This window comes from Streptomyces sp. NPDC033966, from assembly GCF_055575955.1.
The window spans coordinates 48876-68996 of sequence record NZ_JBVIRQ010000018.1; the positions used below are offsets into that span (position 1 = coordinate 48876).

Annotated in this window: 17 protein-coding genes; 6 read left to right on the plus strand and 11 right to left on the minus strand. The window is 74.0% G+C overall.

What is annotated here, in order from left to right; genetic code table 11:
- Positions 1–41: 41 nt before the first annotated feature.
- From ACZ518_RS34410 to ACZ518_RS34440, 7 genes are all read right to left on the minus strand, one after another.
- Positions 42–1454 carry an aldehyde dehydrogenase family protein gene (locus tag ACZ518_RS34410; RefSeq protein WP_469116957.1) on the minus strand — a complete coding sequence of 471 codons (1413 nt, stop codon included), beginning with the start codon at positions 1452–1454 and terminating at the stop codon, positions 42–44.
- Positions 1455–1554: 100 nt separating this feature from the next.
- A complete protein-coding gene (locus ACZ518_RS34415; RefSeq protein ID WP_469116958.1) occupies positions 1555–3027 on the minus strand; it encodes a CitMHS family transporter in 1473 nt (490 codons plus the stop codon).
- Between the two features lie 73 nt (positions 3028–3100).
- Positions 3101–5407, minus strand: coding sequence for a molybdopterin-dependent oxidoreductase (locus tag ACZ518_RS34420; RefSeq protein ID WP_469116959.1), 2307 nt, complete (start codon positions 5405–5407; stop codon positions 3101–3103).
- 132 nt (positions 5408–5539) lie between these two features.
- The gene (locus ACZ518_RS34425; protein WP_469116960.1) at positions 5540–6160 is read right to left on the minus strand and encodes a TetR/AcrR family transcriptional regulator; all 621 of its coding nucleotides are present in this window, start codon (positions 6158–6160) and stop codon (positions 5540–5542) included.
- Between the two features lie 46 nt (positions 6161–6206).
- Positions 6207–7529 carry a hypothetical protein gene (locus ACZ518_RS34430; RefSeq protein ID WP_469116961.1) on the minus strand — a complete coding sequence of 441 codons (1323 nt, stop codon included), beginning with the start codon at positions 7527–7529 and terminating at the stop codon, positions 6207–6209.
- Complete coding sequence (locus ACZ518_RS34435; RefSeq protein ID WP_469117029.1) at positions 7526–8359, minus strand: cupredoxin domain-containing protein; 834 nt, start codon at positions 8357–8359, stop codon at positions 7526–7528. Before ACZ518_RS34435 ends, ACZ518_RS34430 begins: the two co-directional genes overlap by 4 nt.
- Before the next feature lie 246 nt (positions 8360–8605).
- Positions 8606–10762 (minus strand): right-handed parallel beta-helix repeat-containing protein, encoded by a 2157-nt coding sequence (locus ACZ518_RS34440; protein WP_469116962.1) that lies wholly within the window; start codon positions 10760–10762, stop codon positions 8606–8608.
- Between the two features lie 197 nt (positions 10763–10959).
- On the opposite strand from ACZ518_RS34440, the gene hmgA reads away from it, so the two are divergent.
- Positions 10960–12273, plus strand: a complete 1314-nt coding sequence (gene hmgA, locus ACZ518_RS34445; RefSeq protein ID WP_469116963.1) for a homogentisate 1,2-dioxygenase — start codon at positions 10960–10962, stop codon at positions 12271–12273.
- 70 nt (positions 12274–12343) lie between these two features.
- Entirely contained in the window at positions 12344–13093 is a 750-nt protein-coding gene (locus ACZ518_RS34450) for a GntR family transcriptional regulator (protein WP_469116964.1), read from the plus strand.
- A gap of 18 nt (positions 13094–13111) precedes the next feature.
- Here the strand turns inward: ACZ518_RS34450 and ACZ518_RS34455 are convergent, their stop codons facing one another.
- Positions 13112–13282 carry a hypothetical protein gene (locus ACZ518_RS34455; RefSeq protein ID WP_469116965.1) on the minus strand — a complete coding sequence of 57 codons (171 nt, stop codon included), beginning with the start codon at positions 13280–13282 and terminating at the stop codon, positions 13112–13114.
- A gap of 172 nt (positions 13283–13454) precedes the next feature.
- On the opposite strand from ACZ518_RS34455, the gene ACZ518_RS34460 reads away from it, so the two are divergent.
- Positions 13455–14579 carry a type ISP restriction/modification enzyme gene (locus tag ACZ518_RS34460; protein WP_469117030.1) on the plus strand — a complete coding sequence of 375 codons (1125 nt, stop codon included), beginning with the start codon at positions 13455–13457 and terminating at the stop codon, positions 14577–14579.
- Positions 14580–14584: 5 nt separating this feature from the next.
- On the opposite strand, the gene ACZ518_RS34465 is transcribed toward ACZ518_RS34460, so the two are convergent.
- On the minus strand, positions 14585–15313 hold the full coding sequence (locus ACZ518_RS34465; RefSeq protein ID WP_469116966.1) for a TetR/AcrR family transcriptional regulator: 729 nt from the start codon (positions 15311–15313) through the stop codon (positions 14585–14587).
- A gap of 75 nt (positions 15314–15388) precedes the next feature.
- Here ACZ518_RS34465 and ACZ518_RS34470 point away from each other — a divergent pair, with 75 nt between their 5' ends.
- The gene (locus ACZ518_RS34470; protein ID WP_469116967.1) at positions 15389–16360 is read left to right on the plus strand and encodes an ATP-binding cassette domain-containing protein; all 972 of its coding nucleotides are present in this window, start codon (positions 15389–15391) and stop codon (positions 16358–16360) included.
- On the plus strand, positions 16357–17145 hold the full coding sequence (locus ACZ518_RS34475; protein WP_469116968.1) for an ABC transporter permease: 789 nt from the start codon (positions 16357–16359) through the stop codon (positions 17143–17145). Before ACZ518_RS34470 ends, ACZ518_RS34475 begins: the two co-directional genes overlap by 4 nt.
- 99 nt (positions 17146–17244) lie before the next feature.
- Here the strand turns inward: ACZ518_RS34475 and ACZ518_RS34480 are convergent, their stop codons facing one another.
- Positions 17245–18201, minus strand: coding sequence for a hypothetical protein (locus ACZ518_RS34480; protein WP_469116969.1), 957 nt, complete (start codon positions 18199–18201; stop codon positions 17245–17247).
- Between the two features lie 125 nt (positions 18202–18326).
- Between ACZ518_RS34480 and ACZ518_RS34485 the strand changes: the two genes are divergently transcribed.
- Positions 18327–19523 (plus strand): CaiB/BaiF CoA transferase family protein, encoded by a 1197-nt coding sequence (locus tag ACZ518_RS34485; protein ID WP_469116970.1) that lies wholly within the window; start codon positions 18327–18329, stop codon positions 19521–19523.
- 86 nt (positions 19524–19609) lie between these two features.
- Here ACZ518_RS34485 and ACZ518_RS34490 read toward each other — a convergent pair whose 3' ends face one another.
- Positions 19610–19879 carry a hypothetical protein gene (locus ACZ518_RS34490; RefSeq protein WP_007263256.1) on the minus strand — a complete coding sequence of 90 codons (270 nt, stop codon included), beginning with the start codon at positions 19877–19879 and terminating at the stop codon, positions 19610–19612.
- Positions 19880–20121: the final 242 nt, after the last annotated feature.

Consider the following 20121-nt stretch of genomic DNA (forward strand, 5'->3'; position numbering starts at 1 on the left):
GCGGGGTATTCGGCGGCTGCGGGGGCTTCGGCGGGGAGGGTCTAGAACTGCAGGGACTTGGTCTGGAGGTACTCCCCCAGACCGTGCGCGCCCAGCTCGCGGCCGACGCCCGACTGCTTGTAGCCGCCGAAGGGCGCGAGCACGTTGAAGCGGCCGCCGTTGATGTCCACCTGGCCGGTGTCCATCCGGCGGGCGAACGCCACGGCAGTCTCCTCGTCCGCCGCCCACACCGCCCCGCCCAGGCCGTAGACGGTGCCGTTGGCGATGCGCAGGGCGTCGTCGTGGTCCTCGTAGGGGAGGATCGCCAGCACGGGGCCGAAGATCTCCTCCTGGGCGATGGTCATGTCGGGGGTGACGTCCGCGAAGACCGTCGGCGCGATGAAGTACCCGCGCTCGTGGGGCGCGTCGACGCCGCCCGCGACGAGGCGCGCGCCTTCCGCCACGCCCTTGTGGATGTACGAGCGCACCCGGTCGCGCTGGGTGGCGTTGACGACCGGCCCGAGGCGGGTGGCCCGGTCGCGGGGGTCGCCCGAGGGGTACGTGGCGACGGCGGCGGCCGCGAGGGCGACGGCCTCCTCGTGCTGGTCCCGGTGGACGAGCATGCGGGTGAGCGCGTTGCAGCTCTGGCCGGTGTTGTTCATGACGTGTCCGACGCCCGCCGCGACGGCCTTGGCCAGATCGGCCCCGGGCAGGATGACGTTCGCCGACTTGCCGCCCAGTTCGAGGGCGACGCGCTTGACGGCGGCGCCGGCGATGGCACCGATCTTCTTGCCGACGGCGGTCGAGCCGGTGAAGGAGACGAGGTCGACTCCCTCGTGCTCGGCCAGCGCCTGGCCGGCGACCGGGCCGGTGCCGGTCACCAGGTTGAAGACTCCGGCCGGGACGCCCGCCTCGTGCACGGCTTCGGCGAAGAGCTGTGCGGTCAGCGGGGTGTCCTCGGCCGGCTTGAGGACGACGGTGCAGCCGGCGGCGAGAGCGGGTGCCACCTTTGCAACGACCTGGTGCAGGGGATAGTTCCAGGGCGTGATGGCCCCGACCACGCCGACCGGCTCCATGAAGACGGTGGAGTTCCCGACCCGCTCCTCGAAGGCGTAGGAGGCGGCGAGTTCGGCGTACGAGGAGGCCACCGCGACGGGGGCGCCCACGTGCACGAGCTCCGCGAAGCCGAGCGGGGAGCCGAGCTCCGCGGTGATGGTCTCGGTGAACTCGCCCTTGCGGGCCACGAGCGCGTCGCGCAGGGCGCCGATCAGCGCGGCCCGCTCCGCCGGAGCCGTGGCCGCCCAGCCGGGGAAGGCCGCGCGGGCCGCGCGTACCGCCGCGTCCACGTCCTCGGCGGTCCCGGCCGGAACGCTGCCGATGACCTGCTCGTCGGCCGGGTTGACCACCTCGATCCGGCCTGTTCCGGCGGCGGGCCGCCATTCCCCGCCGATGTACATCCCGTCGTGGGCCTTCATGGCATTCCTCCCGAGCACCTACGAGCGCGTGGACCTGACCTCGCCGACACAGCCTACAAATTAGCGCCGGTAGTTTTCGGCCCGCCAGAGGCCCTGCCGGTCAGATGATGCCGAAAACCATCCCTGCCGCCAGGACCACGAGGGAGGTGAGGGCCGCCCATTTCACGGTGAAGCGGGTGTGGTCGCCGAACTCGACCTTGGCCATGCCGACGAGGACGTAGACGGCCGGAACCAGCGGACTGGACATGTGCAGGGCCTGCCCGACCAGGGAGGCGCGGGCGATCTCCAGCGGGGAGACCCCGTGCGCGGCGCCCGCCTCGGCCAGTACCGGCAGGACGCCGAAGTAGAAGCCGTCGTTCGACATGAAGTAGGTGAGGGGCAGGCTCAGCAGGCCGGTGACCAGGGCCATGTGCGGGCCCATCCCCTCGGGGATGGCCCCGACGAGCCAGTCGGCCATGTGCTTGACCATGCCGGTGCCGGTGAGGACGCCGGTGAAGACGGCGGCGGCGAAGACCATGCCGGCGACGTTGAGGACGTTGTCCGCGTGGGCGGCGATCCGGGCCTTCTGGTCGGGCATGTGGGGGAAGTTCACGGTGAGGGCGAGGGCCGCGCCGAGCAGGAACAGCACCGGGATGGGCAGCAACTCCATGATCATCGCGGTGAGCAGGGCGACGGTGAGGCCCGCGTTGAACCAGTAGAGGCGCGGACGCAGTGTCGGCCGCCGGGGATCCAGCCCCTGGAAGCCGTCGCCGTCGGCCGGTACGGCAGCGGATCCGGAGGAGTCGGCTGCGGAGCCGGAGGAGTCGGCTGCGGAGGCGGCGGGGGCTCCGTCGGCGGGGGCTCCCGCGCCCGGGGCGGGAGCGGAGCCGGCGGTACGGGTGTCCGCGACGGCGTCCCCGGCGCCGGTACCGGCCGCCACCAGGGACTCCTCCGCGATCTCCGCGCCCGGCATCACGAGGGAGCCGACCCGGCGGCGCTCCCTGACGCCGAGGAAGTAGGCCAGGACGAAGACGAACAGCAGGCCGACGGCGAGGGCGGGGATCATCGGGACGAAGATGTCCGCCGCGTCGAGCTTGAGGGCCGTGGCCGCGCGGGCGGTGGGGCCGCCCCAGGGCAGGGTGTTCATCACGCCGTTGGCGGTCGCGGCGACACCGGTCATGACCACCAGGCTCAGCCCGAGCCGCTTGTACAGCGGGTACATGGCCGAAACGGTGATCATGAAGGTGGTCGATCCGTCGCCGTCGAGCGAGACGATCGCGGCGAGGACGGCCGTACCGACCACCACCCGCACGGGGTCCGCCTTGCAGAAGCGCAGGATGCCCCGGACGATCGGGTCGAAGAGGCCGACGTCGATCATCACGCCGAAGTAGACGATGGCGAACATCAGCATGGCGGCGGTCGGGGCGAGCTTGCCGACACCGTCGATGACGTAGTCCCCCAGGTGCGCGCCCTTTCCGGCGAACACGCAGAAGAGCGCGGGGATGAGGACGAGCGCCGCGATGGGCGACATTTTCTTCAGCATGATCAGGACCAGGAAGGTCGCGATCATGGCGAAGCCGAGGAAGGTCAGCATGCAGGGAAGGTAGGTCCCGCCTCCTTGGGCCAACAAGACGTCCACGCGTGAGCAATACGAGCAAAACCCCAGCTCAGGGCAGGGGTGTCAGGGTGACGGGGAAGCCGTTGAGCACCGCCGTGCCCGACAGCGGGTCGAGGCGGGTGCCGTCGAGCAGCTGGTTCACGTTCACCCCCGGGTCCGATCCGGCCACCGCGAGCCGGGTGCCGTCCCGGTCGTGGCCCCAGCCGTGCGGAAGGCTGACCACACCCGTGCGGACGGCGTCGGTGACCTCTACCGGCGCCTCCAGGCTGCCCCCGTCGGCGGTGATCAGGGCCCGGCCGCCGTCGGCGAGGCCGAGCCGGTCCGCGTCGACGGGATGGACCTGGAGGGTGCACCGGTTGGAACCTCCGGTGAGGGCCGGGACGTTGTGCAACCAGCTGTTGTTGGACCGCAGATGGCGGCGGCCCACGAGCACCAGGGCGGCGGGGCGGGCGGCGAGCGCCGCGCGCAGCCCGGGGAGCTCGGCCGCGATCGGCTCCGGGAGCAGCTCGATCCTGCCGCTGCGGGTCCGGAGCAGGCCCGGGAGCCGGGGCCGCAGCGGGCCCAGGTCGATGCCGTGCGGGTGGGCGAGGAGCCGCTCCAGGCTGAGCCCGGCCGTCTCCGCGGGTGCGGCCGCACGGGTCCGCGTACCGTCGTCGGCGTCTGCGCCCCCGGCTCCGGTTCCGGCCGGGCGGCCGGCGGCGCCGAACAGGTCTCCGTACGGGCCCAGCCGGAGCATCAGGTCGAGCCTGCGCTCCGGACCGGACTCGCCGGTGAGCAGCCCGGCCAGGCCGGCCGGGTCCGATCCGTACAGCGGGGAGCGGCGGTCGGCGGTCTCCTTGGCGAGGACGCCCTGGATCGCCATGTCGTCGACGGCGGACGGCTGGGCGGAGCCGTGCATGCCCGAGACGGCCAGGACGAGTCGCGCGTGGATCTCGCACTCGTCGAGCCGGTCCGCTTCCAGGGGGACGGCGGGCCGGGTGTAGCGGACCTGGTTGCGGACGGCGAACCCGTTGAAGGCGAAGTCGTGGTGCGCGCTCTGCGAGGGCGGCGGCGGGGGCAGGACGACGTGGGCGTGGCGCGAGGTCTCGTTGAGGTACGGGTCGACGCTGACCATGAAGTCGAGCCCGGCGAGTGCCGCGTCGAGCCGCCGGCCGTCGGGGGCGGACAGCACGGGGTTGGCCGCGATGACGATCAGGGCGCGGATGCGCCCCTCTCCCGGGGTCTCGATCTCCTCGGCCAGGGCGGCGGTGGGCAGTTCGCTCTTGACCTCGGGGTGCCCGCTGACCCGGCTGCGCCAGCGGCCGAGGGCGAACCCCCTGCCGGGCCCGGCGGGCCGGGGCCGCGGACCGGCCGCCGGGAGCGGGAAGAGGGCTCCGCCCGGGCGGTCGAGGTTGCCGGTGAGGACGTTCAGGACGTCCACCAGCCAGCTGGCGAGCGTCCCGTGCTCGACGGTGCAGCTGCCGATCCGTCCGTAGACGGCGGCGGTCGGCGCGGCCGCCAGCTCCCGGGCGAGGGCGCGGATCCGGTCGGCCGGCAGGTCGCAGGCGGGGGCGACCGCCTCGGGAGTGAAACTCCCGAGGGCGTCGGTGAGTTCCCGGAGTCCTTCGGTGTGTCCGGTGAGCGCTCCGGGGTCGGCGAGTTTCTCGGCGAGCAGGGTGTGGGCGAGCGCGGCCAGCAGCAGGGCGTCGCTGCCGGGGCGCGGCGCGAGGTGCGTGTCGGCGAGCTTGGCGGTGCGCGTGCGGCGCGGGTCGACGACGACGAGCGTGCCGCCCCGGGCCCGGAGCGCCTTGAGTTTGCCGGGGAAGTCGGGGGCGGTGCACAGGGAGCCGTTGGACTCGACCGGGTTGGCGCCGATGAGGAGGAGGAAGTCGGTGCGGTCGAGGTCGGGCACGGGGATGGCGAAGGGGTCGCCGAACAGGAGGCCGCTGGAGACGTGTTTGGGCATCTGGTCGAGGGTGCTGGCGGTGAAGAGGTTGCGGGTGCCGAGGGTGTTGACGAGGAGCGGCGGGTAGAGGGCGCCGGCCATGGTGTGGACGTTGGGGTTGCCGAGCACGATGCCGACGGACTGGGCGCCGTGTTCCCCGACGAGGGCGGGGACGGCGGCGGCGACGGCGTCGTAGGCCTCTTCCCAGGTGGCTTCGCGGAGTCGTCCGTCGCGGCGGACGAGGGGGGTGCGCAGCCGGTCGGGGTCGGCGTCGAGGGCGCCGAAGGCGGCTCCCTTGGGGCAGATGAAGCCGCGGCTGAAGACGTCGTCGCGGTCGCCCCGGGCTCCGGTGACGGTCGTGCCCTCGATGGTGAGGGTGAGGCCGCAGGTGGCTTCGCAGAGGGGGCAGATTCGCGGGGCGGTGCGGGGCATGGGCCCTCCTGGGGGCGGCAGGCTGCGGCGCGGGCACGGCGGCGGCCCGAGCATACCGACCGGTAGGCACGGTGGGGAGGGGGCAGCGGCGGCCGGTTCGCCCTGCCGCCGGGTTCCGGGCCCGGCGGGGAGTCAGTCCAGGACGCGGGCCAGGTAGGCGTGCATCATCGCCCGGGTCTCGGCGACGATGCCGGGGTCGCCCGCCGGGTCGGCCCGGAAGGCCAGCTGGACCAGTGCGTCGGTCGCCTCGACGGCCACCAGGACCGCCCGGGACAGTCCGGGGCCCGGGGTGAGCCCGAGGTGGGCGCACAGCAGCCCGGTCAGGCGTGCGGCGACCAGGTGGTTGGGGTCGGAGGCGGGCCCTTCGGCGGGCGGGGCGGGCACTCCGAAGTCCACGAGGGCGAAGCCGGGGACGCTGCGCTTCATGGCCAGGTACTCGTCCAGCACGGCGTCCACGACGGGCCGCCAGTGCGTGGCGGGCAACAGGGCGAGCCGCCGCTCGATGCCCTCGGCGTACTGCTCCAGGTTGCGCTGGGCCAGGGCGACCGTCATGGCCCGCTTGTTCCCGAAGAAGCGGTAGACCGAGCCGATGGGCACACCGGCGCGCAGGGCGACGGCGCGGGTGCTGAGGTTCTCGTAGCCGGTCTCGTCGAGGAGTTCGGCGCAGGCGTCGAGGATCCGGGCGAGGCGGTCGGCGCTGCGCTGCTGGACCGGGGTCCTGCGCAGGGGGTGGGCGGGAGGCACGGGGTCCATCATGCCGCTCCTGGCTCGTGGGTCCAGCGGTGCGGGTCCTCGGTCCTCAGTTGAGGAGGAGGGTCAGCCCGCCGATCGTGTACGTGATCATCAGCGCGAGCAGCGGCAGCTGGCCGGCCACCGCCTTCGCCGGGGGGAAGAGGCGTACGGCGCGGTCGTGGGCTGCGATCACACCGAGTACGTGGCCCGCCACGACGGCGATCACCTGGAGGGCGGCGAGACCGCCCGGACCCAAGGGGGGACTGGGATCGGGGGCGTTGTCAGTGCCCAGTGCCACGATTACGGTGCGTGGTCCTTCGGTGACGAGGAGGGAGAAGTAATGGGCGGTGAGATAGCCGAGGGCGATCGGCACGAGTGAGTGCGCGAAGGCGGTCAGCGGCCGGGGGTGCGGGCCGCTGACGAGGCGGGTGGCCGCGGCGCACAGGCAGTACAGGGTGGCGACGAGGGCGACGGAGGCGAGCAGTCCGAGCGTGGCCGTGGGGGTGCGGCCGAGAGGGGAGGTCTGAAGGGTGTTGATCCAGGCGGGGTTGTCGGAGTAGCCGTCGTAGGCGGTGGAGCCGAGCAGGACGCAGACGGCGGCGACGAGTCCGGGCCGCTCGGGTGTCGCGTCGAGTCCGTGGAAGGGGTTGCGCAGGACCAGGCGGCCGTCGCTGCGGCGGCCGAGGGGGGAGAGCCTGGCCAGGAGGCCGGAGTAGACCTCGAAGGCCTCGGCTTCGGCGAACCAGCTCTCGCCGAAGCGGGCGGCGAGCAGCAGGTGGGCGGCGGTGTAGGCGGTGAGGGCACACAGGAGGGTGGTGGTCGATGCGGGATCGGGAGCGACGAGTTCGAGCCAGGTGAAGCCGAACAGCCCGGCTGCGGCCGGCCAGTGGCCGATCCGGGGCGGCAGGGGGCGGCCGGCAGCGGGCGGGCGGCGCCGGGCCCGGGCGAGCAGGCGGTGCAGGGTGCGCAGCGGGCTGAGGAGGCGCCAGACGGGGCCGAGGAGAAGGGAGGCGGGCACGATCCCGACCCACAGCAGGACGTAGACGGCGCCGGGAGCGGGGTTGCGGTCGGGGTCGTCGGGGCCGAGGAGGAGGTGGAGGAGCACGGCGAGGGCTGCGGCCAGACCCAGTCCGCGCAGGGCGTTGCGGGTGGCCGGCGCGTCGGCCGCCCGCTGCAGCCCGGCGGGCAGGGCGAGGCCGGAGCGGTCGCCGCGGAAGCGGGAGGCGGACCACAGGAGGCCGAGTGCGAGGAAGGAGACGAAGAGCGCCGTGAAGGCGCCGGCGAAGGCGTAGAAGGGGGAGATCGGCAGATCGTGCTGGGAGCCGATGCCGTGCGCGAGCGGGGTCGACGGGTCGGCCGGGTGGAGGACCACGGGTGCTGTCGGGCTCATCGGACGAGGAGCTGGGTCAGGACGAGCCGGGACTCGTGGGTCTCCACCTCGAAGAGGCCCGTGCGGTCGGCCGTCAGGACCAGGGTGGCCTCCTGGCCCGCGGGCAGGGCGAGTTCCTTGTCGTAGCCGTGGACGTGCAGGGTGTCGGCACGGTCGCTGGTGACCCGCAGGGCCAGGCGCTCGCCCCGTTTCAGTTCGGTGCGGCCGGTGGCCGGCACCACCTTTCCGTCCCGGACGGCGATGGTGACGGTCCGGTCGGCCGGCGGGGGCGGCGGGGCCTCCTGGGGCGTCGGCGTCGCCGGGGATCCGGTCGGGGTGGGCGCGGAGTGGCTGTGGGCTCCCTGGCCCGGGGGGCCCGCGGTCAGCGCGACCGCCGCTTCGACCGGCTTGCCGGCGACGGCCCAGGCGGTGTGGTCGTCGGCGTACAGGCGGACGGTCAGGGTGTGCGCGCCCTCGGGCACCTGCGCCGCGGGCAGGTGGAACCAGGGGCCGTACACGCGGGCCAGCTTGCGGCCGTCGAGCTCCAGATGGGCGTGGCCGGCGCCGGTCAGTGCGGCGCCGCCGACGCTGTCGGGGGTGAAGCGGAAGCCGGTCACCGCCAGTTGGAGGTTCCAGCCGTCCTCGGAGTCGGGGCGGGCGGTGAGCTTCACCTGGGGCGCCCCCTGTGCCGGGACCTCGCGCAGGCGGTGGCCGCCGCCGTCCTGGGCGTCGAGCAGGGTGCCGGCGCTGCCGGAGGCCTGTTCGTGGGTGGTGCCGGGTTTGTGGTGGGTGGTGGCCCGGCCGCCGCAGCCCGTCGCCGCACCGCCCGCGAGCAGCAGGAGCAGGGCCATCAGCGCCGCCGTGCGGGCGGAGCGCCGGTGCGGGCGGGTCCGGGGGGCGGGCGTCCGGCACACGTCGCACCGGGTGCGGGTCTCTGCGGGCACGTTCACTGCGGGCCTCCGGTCATGGGGCGGGCCGACGCGGCCGGGCGGGCTCGGGGGCTGGGGGCTCGGGGGCTGGGGGCTCTGGGGCCGCGGGCTCGGGGGCCGCGGGCTCGGGGGCCGCGGGCTCGGGGGCCGCGGGCTCGGGGCTGGGGATCAGGCGGTGCCGCCGTCGGGGCGGGGGCCGGGGGCCGGGGGCTCGGCGGTGGTGCTCAGGGCCGGGGCCGGGCCCGCCGGGACGGGGGTGCGGTCGCCGGCCGGGTCGTCGCCCGGGCCGGCGGGCCGGGCGGGGGCGGCCGGGCCCGGGCGGGCCGAGGCGACGACCGCCCACAGCACCCACACCACCGCGACCAGGGCCCGTACCCAGGCGGGGCTGAGCGGGATCCAGGGGATCATCAGGACGGCCTTGTCGAAGGCGTCCAGCAGGGTCAGGGCGCCCAGGATCAGGGTGAGGCGCGCCAGCCAGGGCCGTCCGGGGCGCAGCGCCAGGCCGGCTCCGGTCCACCACAGGCCGAGCAGGAGCAGGGCCAGCGCCGGGACGGGGGTGTCGACGAGGGGCGTCGTGGAGCCGGCCACGTCGAGGGCCAGTCCGGCCAGGCCGGAGAGCGAGGCCACCGTGCCCAGCCGGGAGCCGCGCAGGCGCCGCCACCACAGTGTGCCGCCGACCAGCAGCAGCACCGCGGCCACCGCCACCGCGATCTGCGTCTCCACCCGCTCCAGGCCCCGGGCGCCGTACCAGTCGCAGCCCGCCGGGAGCTTGCGGGCCTGGACGTTGTAGTCGGCGCAGACCAGCAGCTGGGTCAGCTTCACCGGTTCGCCCACCAGCCGGGCCGAGGAGCCGCTGACCTGTCCGCGTTCCTTCCTGCACTGCGGGAGCGTGCCCGGGGTGGAGCCGTCGGGGCCGTCCTGCCAGCAGTTCCCCCTGCCCTGGCCGTCCCACCACACGTCGGTGCCGTTGGGCCGGGAGGCCCCGGACTTGTCCTTGCCGAGCACGTTGCCCGCGTACCGGTTGTGGTGGGAGGTGTCGGTCTGCTTGGACCACCGCTCCTCGCCCCGGACGAAGGCCGGGACGGCGCTGAGGAAGAAGCCCGCGCGCCGGTGCCCGTACACCCAGTTGTCCTCGTAGAGGTTCCAGTTGCCTCCGGCGGTGATGATGCCGGTGCCGGGCGGCATGGATATCTGCGGGCAGACCACCCCCTGCTCGTAGCCGCGTTCGGCGGGCGGCTTGGCGCAGGTGCCGTCGGCGACGTAGTGGTAGTAGTCGGCGTTGTTGTCGTGGATGAGGTTGCGTTCGAAGCGGGCGTGGTTCTGCGGGAGTCCGGGGTGTCCGGGGAAGGCGCTGTCCATCGAGGCGCCGCCCATGTTCTGGTCGAACTCGTTGTCGTGGACCCACACCGAGTCGCCGGCGGTGCCGGAGTAGCCGACCATGTTGTGGTGGCTGCGGCAGCCGGTGATCTCGATGGAGTAGCGGGGCACGTCGTAGCCGCGGCCGTCGTTGATGTCGGAGGCGCTGCCGGGGTAGATCCCGGAGTCCCCGTTGCCGTAGGACTCGCAGTTCTTGTAGAGCCCGTGGTCGCTGGCGAAGGTCAGGAAGCCGTACTCGTCGTTCCAGCGGGTCAGGACGTCGTCGATGACGAAGCCGTCGCCGGCGAGCACGTACAGGGAGTTGAAGGTGGTGCGCTGCGCGGTGAAGTTCCGGAAGTAGATCCCGTTGGACCGGTCGGCGCGGATGGCGTTCAGCTTCTGGTACTTGGCGTCGATGACGACGTCCGTGCGGGCGGCGCCCGTGCCTTCGATCTGCAGGTTCGTCTTGCCGAGGATGGCCACGAGGTTCTGGTTGTGCCGGCACTTCTCCTGCTGCTCGTACGACAGGATCTGGTAGCCCAGTGAGGAGTTGGGGGCCTTGAGGTTCGCGCACTCCCCCACCGGTGCGGGCAGGGAGGGCTCCTCCTCGTAGAGGCCGGGCAGGATCGCGATGTTCATCCCCGGCCGGTCGACGGCGTCCACGGCCTGCTGGAGGTGGCGGTAGCCGCTCTTCTCGCAGCGCTCGTAGAGGTCGAGGTTGCGTCGGCGGAGCTCCTCGGGGAAGCCGGCCACGCGGCGTTCGAAGGCGGGCCTGTCGGTCTTGCAGACCAGCAGGTCGGGCTCGGCCGCCGCCCGGTGGACGGGGACGGAGCCGGTGCCGTCGGGAAGGGCGACGGGGCGCTCCTCGTGCGCGCGGGCGGCGGGCGCGGCGGCGAGGAGGGACAGGAAGGCGAGGAGGGCGGCGAGGAGCGCCGCCGGCACGGCAGGGAACCTGCGGGTCCACGACATGCGCGAGAGAGTAGAGCAATGTTCATCTTTTGGGATCCCCTCGCGCGGATTCCCGCGGGGCGGTGACCGGATCGTTGCGACCGCCCGGGCCGCCCGGGCGGGGGTTTCGGCCGGTGGCCGCGAGACGGCGTTGACGGGGAGGGGCCCGGAATCCTACTGTCGACCATAGGATTCCTTCGACGGAGCGGGAGCAGCCCATGAGTGAGCAGGCCAGGAAGACGGCGGAGGCGCTGGAGTACCTCACCGGCTTCGGGAACGAGCACGGCTCGGAGGCCGTGCCCGGCGCGCTCCCGCTCGGCCGCAACTCCCCCCAGCGCGCGGCCCTCGGGCTCTACGCCGAGCAGCTCAGCGGCAGCGCGTTCACCGAGCCGCGCCGCCACAACCGCCGGTCGTGGCTCTACCGGATCCGGCCCTCCGCCGCGCACCCGGCCTTCACCCGCGTGGACAACGGCGCCCTGCGCACCGCGCCCTTCACGGACGCCGTCCCGGACCCCAACCGGCTGCGCTGGAACCCGCTGCCCGACCCGGCCCCCGGCACCGACTTCCTGGCCGGCCTGTGGACCCTCGGCGGCAACGGCGACGCCACCCAGCGCACCGGCATGGCCGTCCACCTCTACTCCGCCAACGCCGACATGACCGACCGGGTCTTCAGCGACTCCGACGGCGAGCTGCTGATCGTCCCCGAGCGCGGCGGCCTGCTGCTGCGCACCGAGCTCGGCCTGCTGAGCGCCGGACCCGGCGAGGTGGCGCTGATCCCGCGCGGCGTCCGCTTCCGCGTCGAGCTGCTCGACGGCGACGCGCGCGGCTACGTCTGCGAGAACTACGGGCAGCCCTTCGAGCTGCCGGACCTCGGCCCGATCGGCGCCAACGGCCTGGCCGCGGCGCGGGACTTCCGGGCGCCGGTGGCCGCGTACGAGGACGTGGAGCGTCCGACCGAGGTGGTCAACAAGTTCTGCGGCAACCTCTGGTCCGCGACCTACGACCACTCGCCGCTCGACGTCGTCGCCTGGCACGGCACGCACGTCCCGTACGTCTACGACCTGCGCAAGTTCAACGTGATCGGGTCCATCAGCTACGACCACCCCGACCCGTCGATCTTCACCGTGCTGACCTCGCCCTCCGACACCCCGGGCCTGGCGGGCGTGGACTTCGTGGTGTTCGCCCCGCGCTGGCTGGTCGGCGAGGACACCTTCCGCCCGCCGTACTTCCACCGCAACGTGATGAGCGAGTACATGGGCCTGATCGAGGGCGCCTACGACGCCAAGGCCGAGGGGTTCGTGCCGGGCGGCGGCTCGCTGCACAACATGATGTCCGCGCACGGCCCGGACCGGGAGACCTTCGACAAGGCCAGCGCCGCCGAGCTGAAGCCGCAGAAGATCGACGACGGCCTGGCCTTCATGTTCGAGACCCGCTGGCCGATCACCGCCACCCCCCAGGCGGCGGGGGCGGAGCACCTCCAGCGCGGATACGACGACGTATGGGAGGGTCTCCAGCGCCACTTCCGTGCCTAACATGCCGGTGTCCCTGCGCACCGCCCCGCCCCTTCGGCTGATGACAGCCGGCCCGTACGGAGAACGACCCGTGACCGCCTTCGCCCCCGACTCCCTGGTACTGAACCGGAAGCTGCCGCTCTGGTACCAGGTGTCCCAGTCCCTGCGCGCCTCGATACTGGGGCGCACTCCGGACGCCTCACTGCGGCTGCCGACCGAGGAGCAGCTCGCCGAGCACTACGGGGTGAGCGTGCTGACCATGCGCCAGGCGCTCAAGGAGCTGGAGGGCGAGGGCCTCATCAGCCGGCACCGGCGGCGCGGGACCTTCATCGAGCCGGGCGCGGTGCGCAGCGCCCCGGTGCGGCTGCTCGGCTCGGTGGACGCGATCGTGGCCCAGCAGTCGGGTGACCTGACGACGGTGCTGGGCCATGAGCGCACGCCGGTGTCCGGGGAGCTGCTGGAGCACTTCCCGGACACGGCGGAGGTGGTCACGTACCGCAGGCTCCGGCGCGACGGCGAGAGCGGGGAGCCCACCAACTGGGCGGAGAACGCGGTCCGTCCCGAGCTCGCCGACGCCGTGGACCTGGCCGACCTGGAGCGCTGGCCGATGACCAAGGTGCTGCGCGACGTGGTCGGCGTACGGATCAGCCGGATCACGGACACCGTGGAGGCGCGGCTCGCCGACCCGGTCACGGCCGAGCTGCTGGAGGTCCCGCTGCTGAGCCCGATCCTGCACTACACCGGGGTGACCTACGACGAGGACGGACGGGTCGCGGACGTGGCCCGGATCCGGTACCGGGGCGACCGGTTCTCCTTCACGGTGACCGTCGAAGCCCCCTGAGCGGGCCCGGGGAACTCCCTACTTCTGCTGCTCGTTCTCCTCGGTGAGACGCTCGCCCTCGGCCTGGGAGGGCGTGGTGCGCATCGTCTGGGGGTGGTGGCGCTGCTCCTTCTCCCGCTCGTCCATGTCCTCGTCGAGCCGCTCGCCCTCGGCCTGCGACGGGGTCGAATACTCGTCGTACATGCTCATGGCCGGCTCCTCGGTCGGTACGGATGCGTCCACCGGTCCGTACGAAAGGGTACGTACACGGCGGATACGTACATAAGGAGCGTAACGCTTCGGCCGGGACACGGCCCCGCCCCGGCGGGCCGTCGCTACCATCTGCCGGGTGAGCGCTGACGTACCGCTGCTGGACGATCTGATGCCCTGGGCCGTGGGCGGCCTGCGCCTGGGCCGGGACTGGGTGGCGGCGCCCGATCCCGCCACCCTGCGCGCCCGCTGGACGGCCCTGACCGACGCCGAAGGAGCGGAGCGGGAGCGGCTGTTCCGCCCGAGCCGTGCCCGTACCCCCTCCGCCGGCGCGGCCGCGCTGCCCGGCCAGCGCTCGGCCACCGCCCGCTTCACCGACGCGCCCGGCGCCTTCCCGGAGCCCGTACGGGTGCTCCGCGCCCCCTTCGACGAGCAGTGGCTGCTGCCCGACCAGCGGCTCATCGACTCCGCCCGCCCCGAGCTGTGGCGGGTGCGCGACGCACAGCAGGTGTTCCTGCTGGAGGCCCCCGGCCTGCTGGCCACCGCCCGCCTCCCGGCGGGCCGGCTCGGCCGGATCCGCCCGCTGCACCGGCGTCCCGGCGGGGCCGAGCCGAACCTCGCGCCGGGCCTGCTGCCCCTGCTGGGCGAGCGCCACGGCGGCTGGGTCACCCCGGAGGACGTGCTGTGCTGGATCCTGGCCGCCGCCCGCCCGGGGCCCCGGGGGTACGAGGTCCCGCTCGCGGCCGACCCGGAGCGCTGGCGGGCCGGGCTGGAGCTGGGCCACCGGCTGCTGGCGGTCCAGTTGCGCGGGGCGCGCGGCGGGGAGCCGCCCCGGCTGCCGGGCGGGCGGCGGCCGTACGTACGGACCGCGGTGGGCGGCGAGTGGCCCGGGCGGCTCGGCTACGACCCGGAGAGCGAGACGCTGACGGTCGGGGACGGGGTCGTCTCCCCCGTCCCGGCAGGGGCCTGGGAGTACGAGGTCCAGGGCGTCCGGGTGCTGGAAGGGTGGTTCGCGGCCCGGAGCGCGCACCGGGATCCGCAGGCGGGCGGCCTGGAGGGGCTGGGGCCGGCCGAGTGGCCGCGGTCCTGGACCTCGGAGCTGCTCGCGCTGGTGACGACCCTGGCGCTGCTGGCCGAGCTGGCGCCGGAGCGGGCGGCGTTCACCCCCGGGCCGCTGCTGCCTGCCGCGGAGCTGGAGGCCGCCGGGGTGCTGCCGCCGCCGCGCTGGACCCGGCGTCCGGCCTCGGTGCTGGACCACCAGGAGGAGGGCCCGGGCGGGCAGTTCGCGCTGCTCTGACACCCCTACGGGTTCGGCCACCCCGCCAGCAGCCGGGACACCGCGCGGTCGAAGACCTCCGTCATGTCCGTTCCGGCGGCGGTCACCGGGGTGCCCTCGGTGAGGGCCGCCGTGAGCCTGGGGTACTCCCCCGTCGCCAGCCGGGAGCCGAGCCAGGCCGTCCGTACGCCTTCCTCGGCGGCCTCGCTCCAGGGCAGCGAGCGGGCCCGTTCCGCCAGGGCCAGCTCCCCCGCGACGAAGGTGGCCACCATGCCGTTGACGGACGCGATCAGCTCCAGCTTCTCGGCCCCGGACACCTCCAGCGGCTCCAGGCAGGCCATGCTGTGCTCCAGGTACCGCAGGGCGTTGGGGCTGAAGCCGTAGACCGGGCTCAGCAGCCGGGGGAGCCAGGGGTGGCGGCGCATCACGTCCCGGGTCTGCCGGGCCAGGGCGAGCAGGTCGTCCCGCCAGCGGCCGCTCGGCGGGGTGAGGTCGTACTCCCCGCTGACCGCGTCGACCATCAGCTCGTACAGGTCCTCCTTGCGGGGGACGTAGTTGTACAGGGACATCGTCCCGGCGCCGATCCCGGCCGCCACCCGCCGCATCGAAACGGCTTCGATCCCCTCCGCGTCGGCGATCCGTACGGCCTCGGCCGCGATCGAATCGCGGCTGTGCGCGGGCCGGGGCCCGCGGCCGGCCCGCTGGGGGCGGGCCCAGATCACTTCGGGTTCAGCGGGGCGCCCGTCGGCTGTCATCGGTCACATCACCTCGTCGTCGTCGCCCACCATCTTAGTTACGTACGGCGTACGTAGTGCGGTAGGGTGCGACGCATGACGACTACGTACGCTGTACTTAGTGAGGGTCTGGAGAAGCACTACGGCGAGGTGCACGCCCTGCGCGGGCTCGACCTGGCCGTCCCGGAGGGCACCGTCTGCGGACTGCTCGGCCCCAACGGCGCGGGCAAGACCACCGCCGTGCGGATCCTCACCACGCTCACCGCGCCCACCGCCGGACGCGCCCTGGTCGCCGGCCACGAGGTCACCGCCGACCCGGCCGCCGTCCGCCGCTCCATCGGCGCCACCGGCCAGTACGCCTCCGTCGACGGGGACCTGACCGGCCGGGAGAACCTCCGCCTGTTCGCCCGCCTCGCCGGTCTGCGGGGGGCGGCCGGGCGGGCCCGTGCGGACGAGCTGCTGGAGCGCTTCGGCCTCGGCGAGGCCGCCGACCGGGTGGCCTCCACCTGGTCGGGCGGGATGAAGCGGCGCCTGGACCTGGCCGCCGGCCTGGTCACCCGCCCCCGGGTGCTCTTCCTCGACGAGCCCACCACCGGGCTGGACCCGGCGGCCCGCGAACAGATCTGGACGGCGGTGCGCGGCCTCGCCGACGGGGGCACCACCGTGCTGCTGACCACCCAGTACCTGGAGGAGGCCGACCGGCTCGCCGACGACATCGTCGTCGTGGACCGGGGCCGGGCCGTCGCCACCGGCACCCCGGCCGGCCTCAAGGCCCGGATCGGCGCCCGCGCCGAGGTCGCCGTGGCCGGGCCGGCCGCCCTCGCGGGCGCGGCCGCGGTCCTCGACCGGCTCACGGGCGGGCGGCCCGCCCTGGACGAGGAGCGGCTCACCGTCGGCGTGACCGTGCTCGACGACGGGCTCACCCTGCCCCGGATCATCCGCGAGCTCGACGCCGCCGGGATCCCGGTGACCGACGCGAGCCTGCGCCCGCCGACCCTCGACGAGGTGTTCCTGCGCCTCACCCGGATCCCCTCCGCCACCCCGGACCACAAGGAGCACGCGGCATGACCACCCTGCTGTCGGACGGCGGCGCCGTCCTCACCCGCCAGCTCCAGAAGGCCCGGCACGCCCCGGCCCTGCTGATCCTGACCCAGACCATGCCGATCACGATGCTGCTCTTCTTCGGCTACGTGTTCGGCAGCGCGGTCGCCATGCCGGGTGCCGAGTACCGCGAGTTCCTGGTTCCCGGCCTGCTCGCCGCGACCGCCGCGAACGGCCTGATGACCGGCTTGTTCACCGCCGCCCAGGACGCCCACCGGGGGGTCATGGACCGCTTCCGGACGCTGCCGATGAGCCGGACCGCGGTGCCGCTGGGGCAGACCGCCGCCGACCTGCTGACCACGGGGGTGTCGATGGTGCCGCTGATGCTGGTGGGGCTGGCGATGGGCTGGCGGATCGAGAACGGCCTGCCCGGGGCCCTGGGGGCGCTCGGTGTGCTGCTGCTGTTCCGCTTCGCCACCGCCTGGGTGGGCACGTACCTCGGGCTGGTGAGCCGCAGCGAGGAGGCCGCCGGCCAGCTCGGCGGTGCCACCTTCGTGCTGCCGATGCTGTCCAGCGCCTACCTGCCGACGGCCGGACTGCCCGGCTGGCTGCGGGTGGTCGCGGAATGGAACCCGATCAGCGCCGCGGCCACCGCCGTACGGGAGCTGTGCGGGAACGCGGGTGGCGCGGCCGCGCCGGGCGCGGCCTGGCCGGCCGCGCATCCGGTGGCGGGAGCGGTGCTGTGGTCGCTGCTGCTCCTGGCCCTGTTCGTGCCGCTGGCCACGCGCCGGTTCGCGCGCGGCCAGGGCTGAGGACCGGTCAGGGCTGAAGACGGGCCAGGGCTGAGGACCGGTCAGGGTTGAGGACCTGTCAGGGCTGAGGACCGGTCAGGACGCGTTCGCCGAGGGACGTTACGGCACCGGCGTGAGCGGCACCTGCACGGTCACCGGGACCGTCGCCGTCTGCGGGTTGCCGTCGAGCGCGTCCGTCAGGGACGTCCGGGTGCCGGCCGTGAAGCGGCAGCCGGCGACGGCGAGTCCGCACACCCGGTAGCGGACGACCACCGAGGCGGTGGCACCGGACCGGATCGAGCCCACCGTCTGCGGCACCGGGCCGAGCCGGGTGATCCCGGACCCCGTGGGCAGGGCGTCGAGGAGCTCGACGTTGAAGGCGTCGCCGGAGCCCGTGTTCCGGATCCGGTACTCGACGCTCAGCGTGCGGGTGAGGTAGTTGCCGATGCCGCCCCAGTAGGCGCGGTGGGTCACGGCCACCTGCGGCTGGGGGAGCGAGATGTTCCCCAGGAGGTCCAGCCCCCACGGCTTGTTGGTGCCGGGGGTGACGTCGGCGTTGACGCTGAAGCTTCCGCTGCCCGAGGCACCCCGGTAGGCGTTCGTCGAGGTGGCGTTCGGCACGACGTGCCAGGTCCCGGTCCCCGACGCCGTGGTCCCGTTGTACATGAGGCCGGGCGCGTCGCAGCTGCCGCCGTCCAGCTGCACGGTCACGAACCCCCGTGCGTTGGCGATGATCACCTGGGTGTCGGCCTCAGGGAGCGCGGACTGGGTGCCGCCGACCCGGAAGGGCAGGTTGACGGCCATCTGGCTGGGCAGTGAGGAGAAGGCGCCGGGGCCCAGCGAGGCGCCGCCGCCGAGCGTCCGGCCTTCGGTGAGCGGTCCGCCCGGGCAGCCCGGCGCGCTCGTCACGACACCGTCGGCACCGGACGCGCTCACGGTCACCGGATCCGGGCCCCGCCCCGCCGCCCCGGCCGGAGCCGCCGTCACCGCCACGCCCGCCAGCAGCGCTATCACGACGACCGCCGCCCGCCGGGCTGCGGAGCGGGCTGGGGATGCGGCGGCGGCGGGGGCTCTCATGGGCGACCCTTCGGTACGGCGCGACGGCGGATGCCCGCACCTTACGCAGGCAATCCGGACATTCCGCTGGACTTGGGCTCCGGACACGGGTGACAGACCCGGCTTCCACCCGGTAGGCAGACCCCATGGCTACCGAACCCCTCCCCCTCGCCGGCCTCACCGTCGTCGCCGTCGAACAGGCCGTCTCGGCCCCTTTCGCCACCCGCCAGCTCGCCGACCTCGGAGCCAGGGTGATCAAGGTCGAGCGGCCCGACGGCGGCGACTTCGCGCGCGCCTACGACACCGCCGCCCAGGGCCTGGCCTCACACTTCGTGTGGGCCAACCGCGGCAAGGAGTCCCTCACCCTCGACCTGAAGGACCCGCGCGGGCTGGAGGTGCTCCACGGCCTGCTCGACGGCGCCGACGTCTTCGTGCAGAACCTCGCGCACGGGGCCGCCGCCCGGCTCGGCATCGACGCGGCCGCGCTGTGCGCCCGATATCCGCGCCTGGTCTCCGTGGACATCTCCGGCTACGGCGCCGAGGGCCCGTACGCCCACAAGCGCGCCTACGACATGCTCGTGCAGTGCGAGGCGGGGCTGGTCTCGGTGACCGGCACCCCGGAGCGGCCGGTGAAGGCCGGGATCCCGGCGGCGGACATCGCGGCCGCCATGTACGCCTTCTCGGGGGTGCTCGCCGCCCTGCTGCGCCGCGGTGTCACCGGGCGCGGCGGGCCGGTGGAGGTGTCGATGCTGGACGCGCTCGCGGAGTGGATGGGGCACCCGCTGCACCACACGATGCACGGCGGGGAGCAGCCCGTACGGACCGGTCTCGCGCACGCGGTGATCGCGCCGTACGACGCCTACGCGACGGCCGACGGGGACCGGGTGCTGCTGTCGGTGCAGAACGACCGGGAGTGGCGGCGCCTCGCGGTCCAGGTGCTGGAGCGGCCGGACCTGGCGGAGGATCCGGCGTACGCGACGAACGCGGCCCGCACCCGGGGGCGGGAGAAGACGGACGCGGTGGTGGCCGAGGCCCTCGGCCGGCTCGGGGCGGACGAGGCCGTGGCGCGGCTGGAGGCTGCCGGGATCGCCTGCGCGCGGCTCAACTCGGTGGCACAGCTGGCCGCGCACCCGCAGCTGGCGGCACGGGACCGCTGGCGGGAGGTGGATTCGGCGGCGGGCCCGCTGCGGGCGCTGCTGCCGCCGATCGGGCTGCCGGGTGGCGCGGAACCGCGGATGGGTGCGGTGCCCGCGCTCGGCGAACACACCGACGCCTTGCTGCGCGCCCTGGGGATGACGGACGCGCAGATCACGGCACTGCGCCGGGACGGTGTGATCGCCTGAGGCCGGGGTGGCGCCGGGTTCCCGGAGGACGCCGGAAGGGGAGACGGGGCCGGGTCGCAGCCGGACGGGGGCCGGCTGCGCGGACGTCAGGTGCGGCGGCTGCCGAAGAGCGTGCGCCGCAGCCTGCGCAGCGGCGCGAACAGCGCGACGCGCGCGCTCCGGCTCCGCTGGACGTGGGTGTGGTCGCGCGAGGTGAGCTCGCGCATCAGCAGGGTCGCCTCGGCGACCTCGTGGCGCGGGGCGGCGGGACCGCCCAGCACGGCGAGGTGGCGGTCGAGGCGCGAGCTGACCGCGCTGCTGCCGCAGGTGATGGCAGGCACGCGGGGCGGCCTGCTGCGCATCGTTATCTGTTCCATGTCTCTCCCCACCCGTACGAGGGCACCCGGCCCGGGCAGGGTAACCCTATCGCCCCGGCAACGCCCGCGGGTATCCCGGTGGTGTGAATTACCCCTGTAATTACGGGTAGTTGACGATTACTCAGCGGAGTCGACGGTCACTCTCCGTGCCAATGTGCCGACTTGAGGAGCCTTGCGCAGCGGTCGGTGACAGTGTCGTCACGACGGGGGCCACCCGACGGGTACTGCGCTAACTTGGAGTG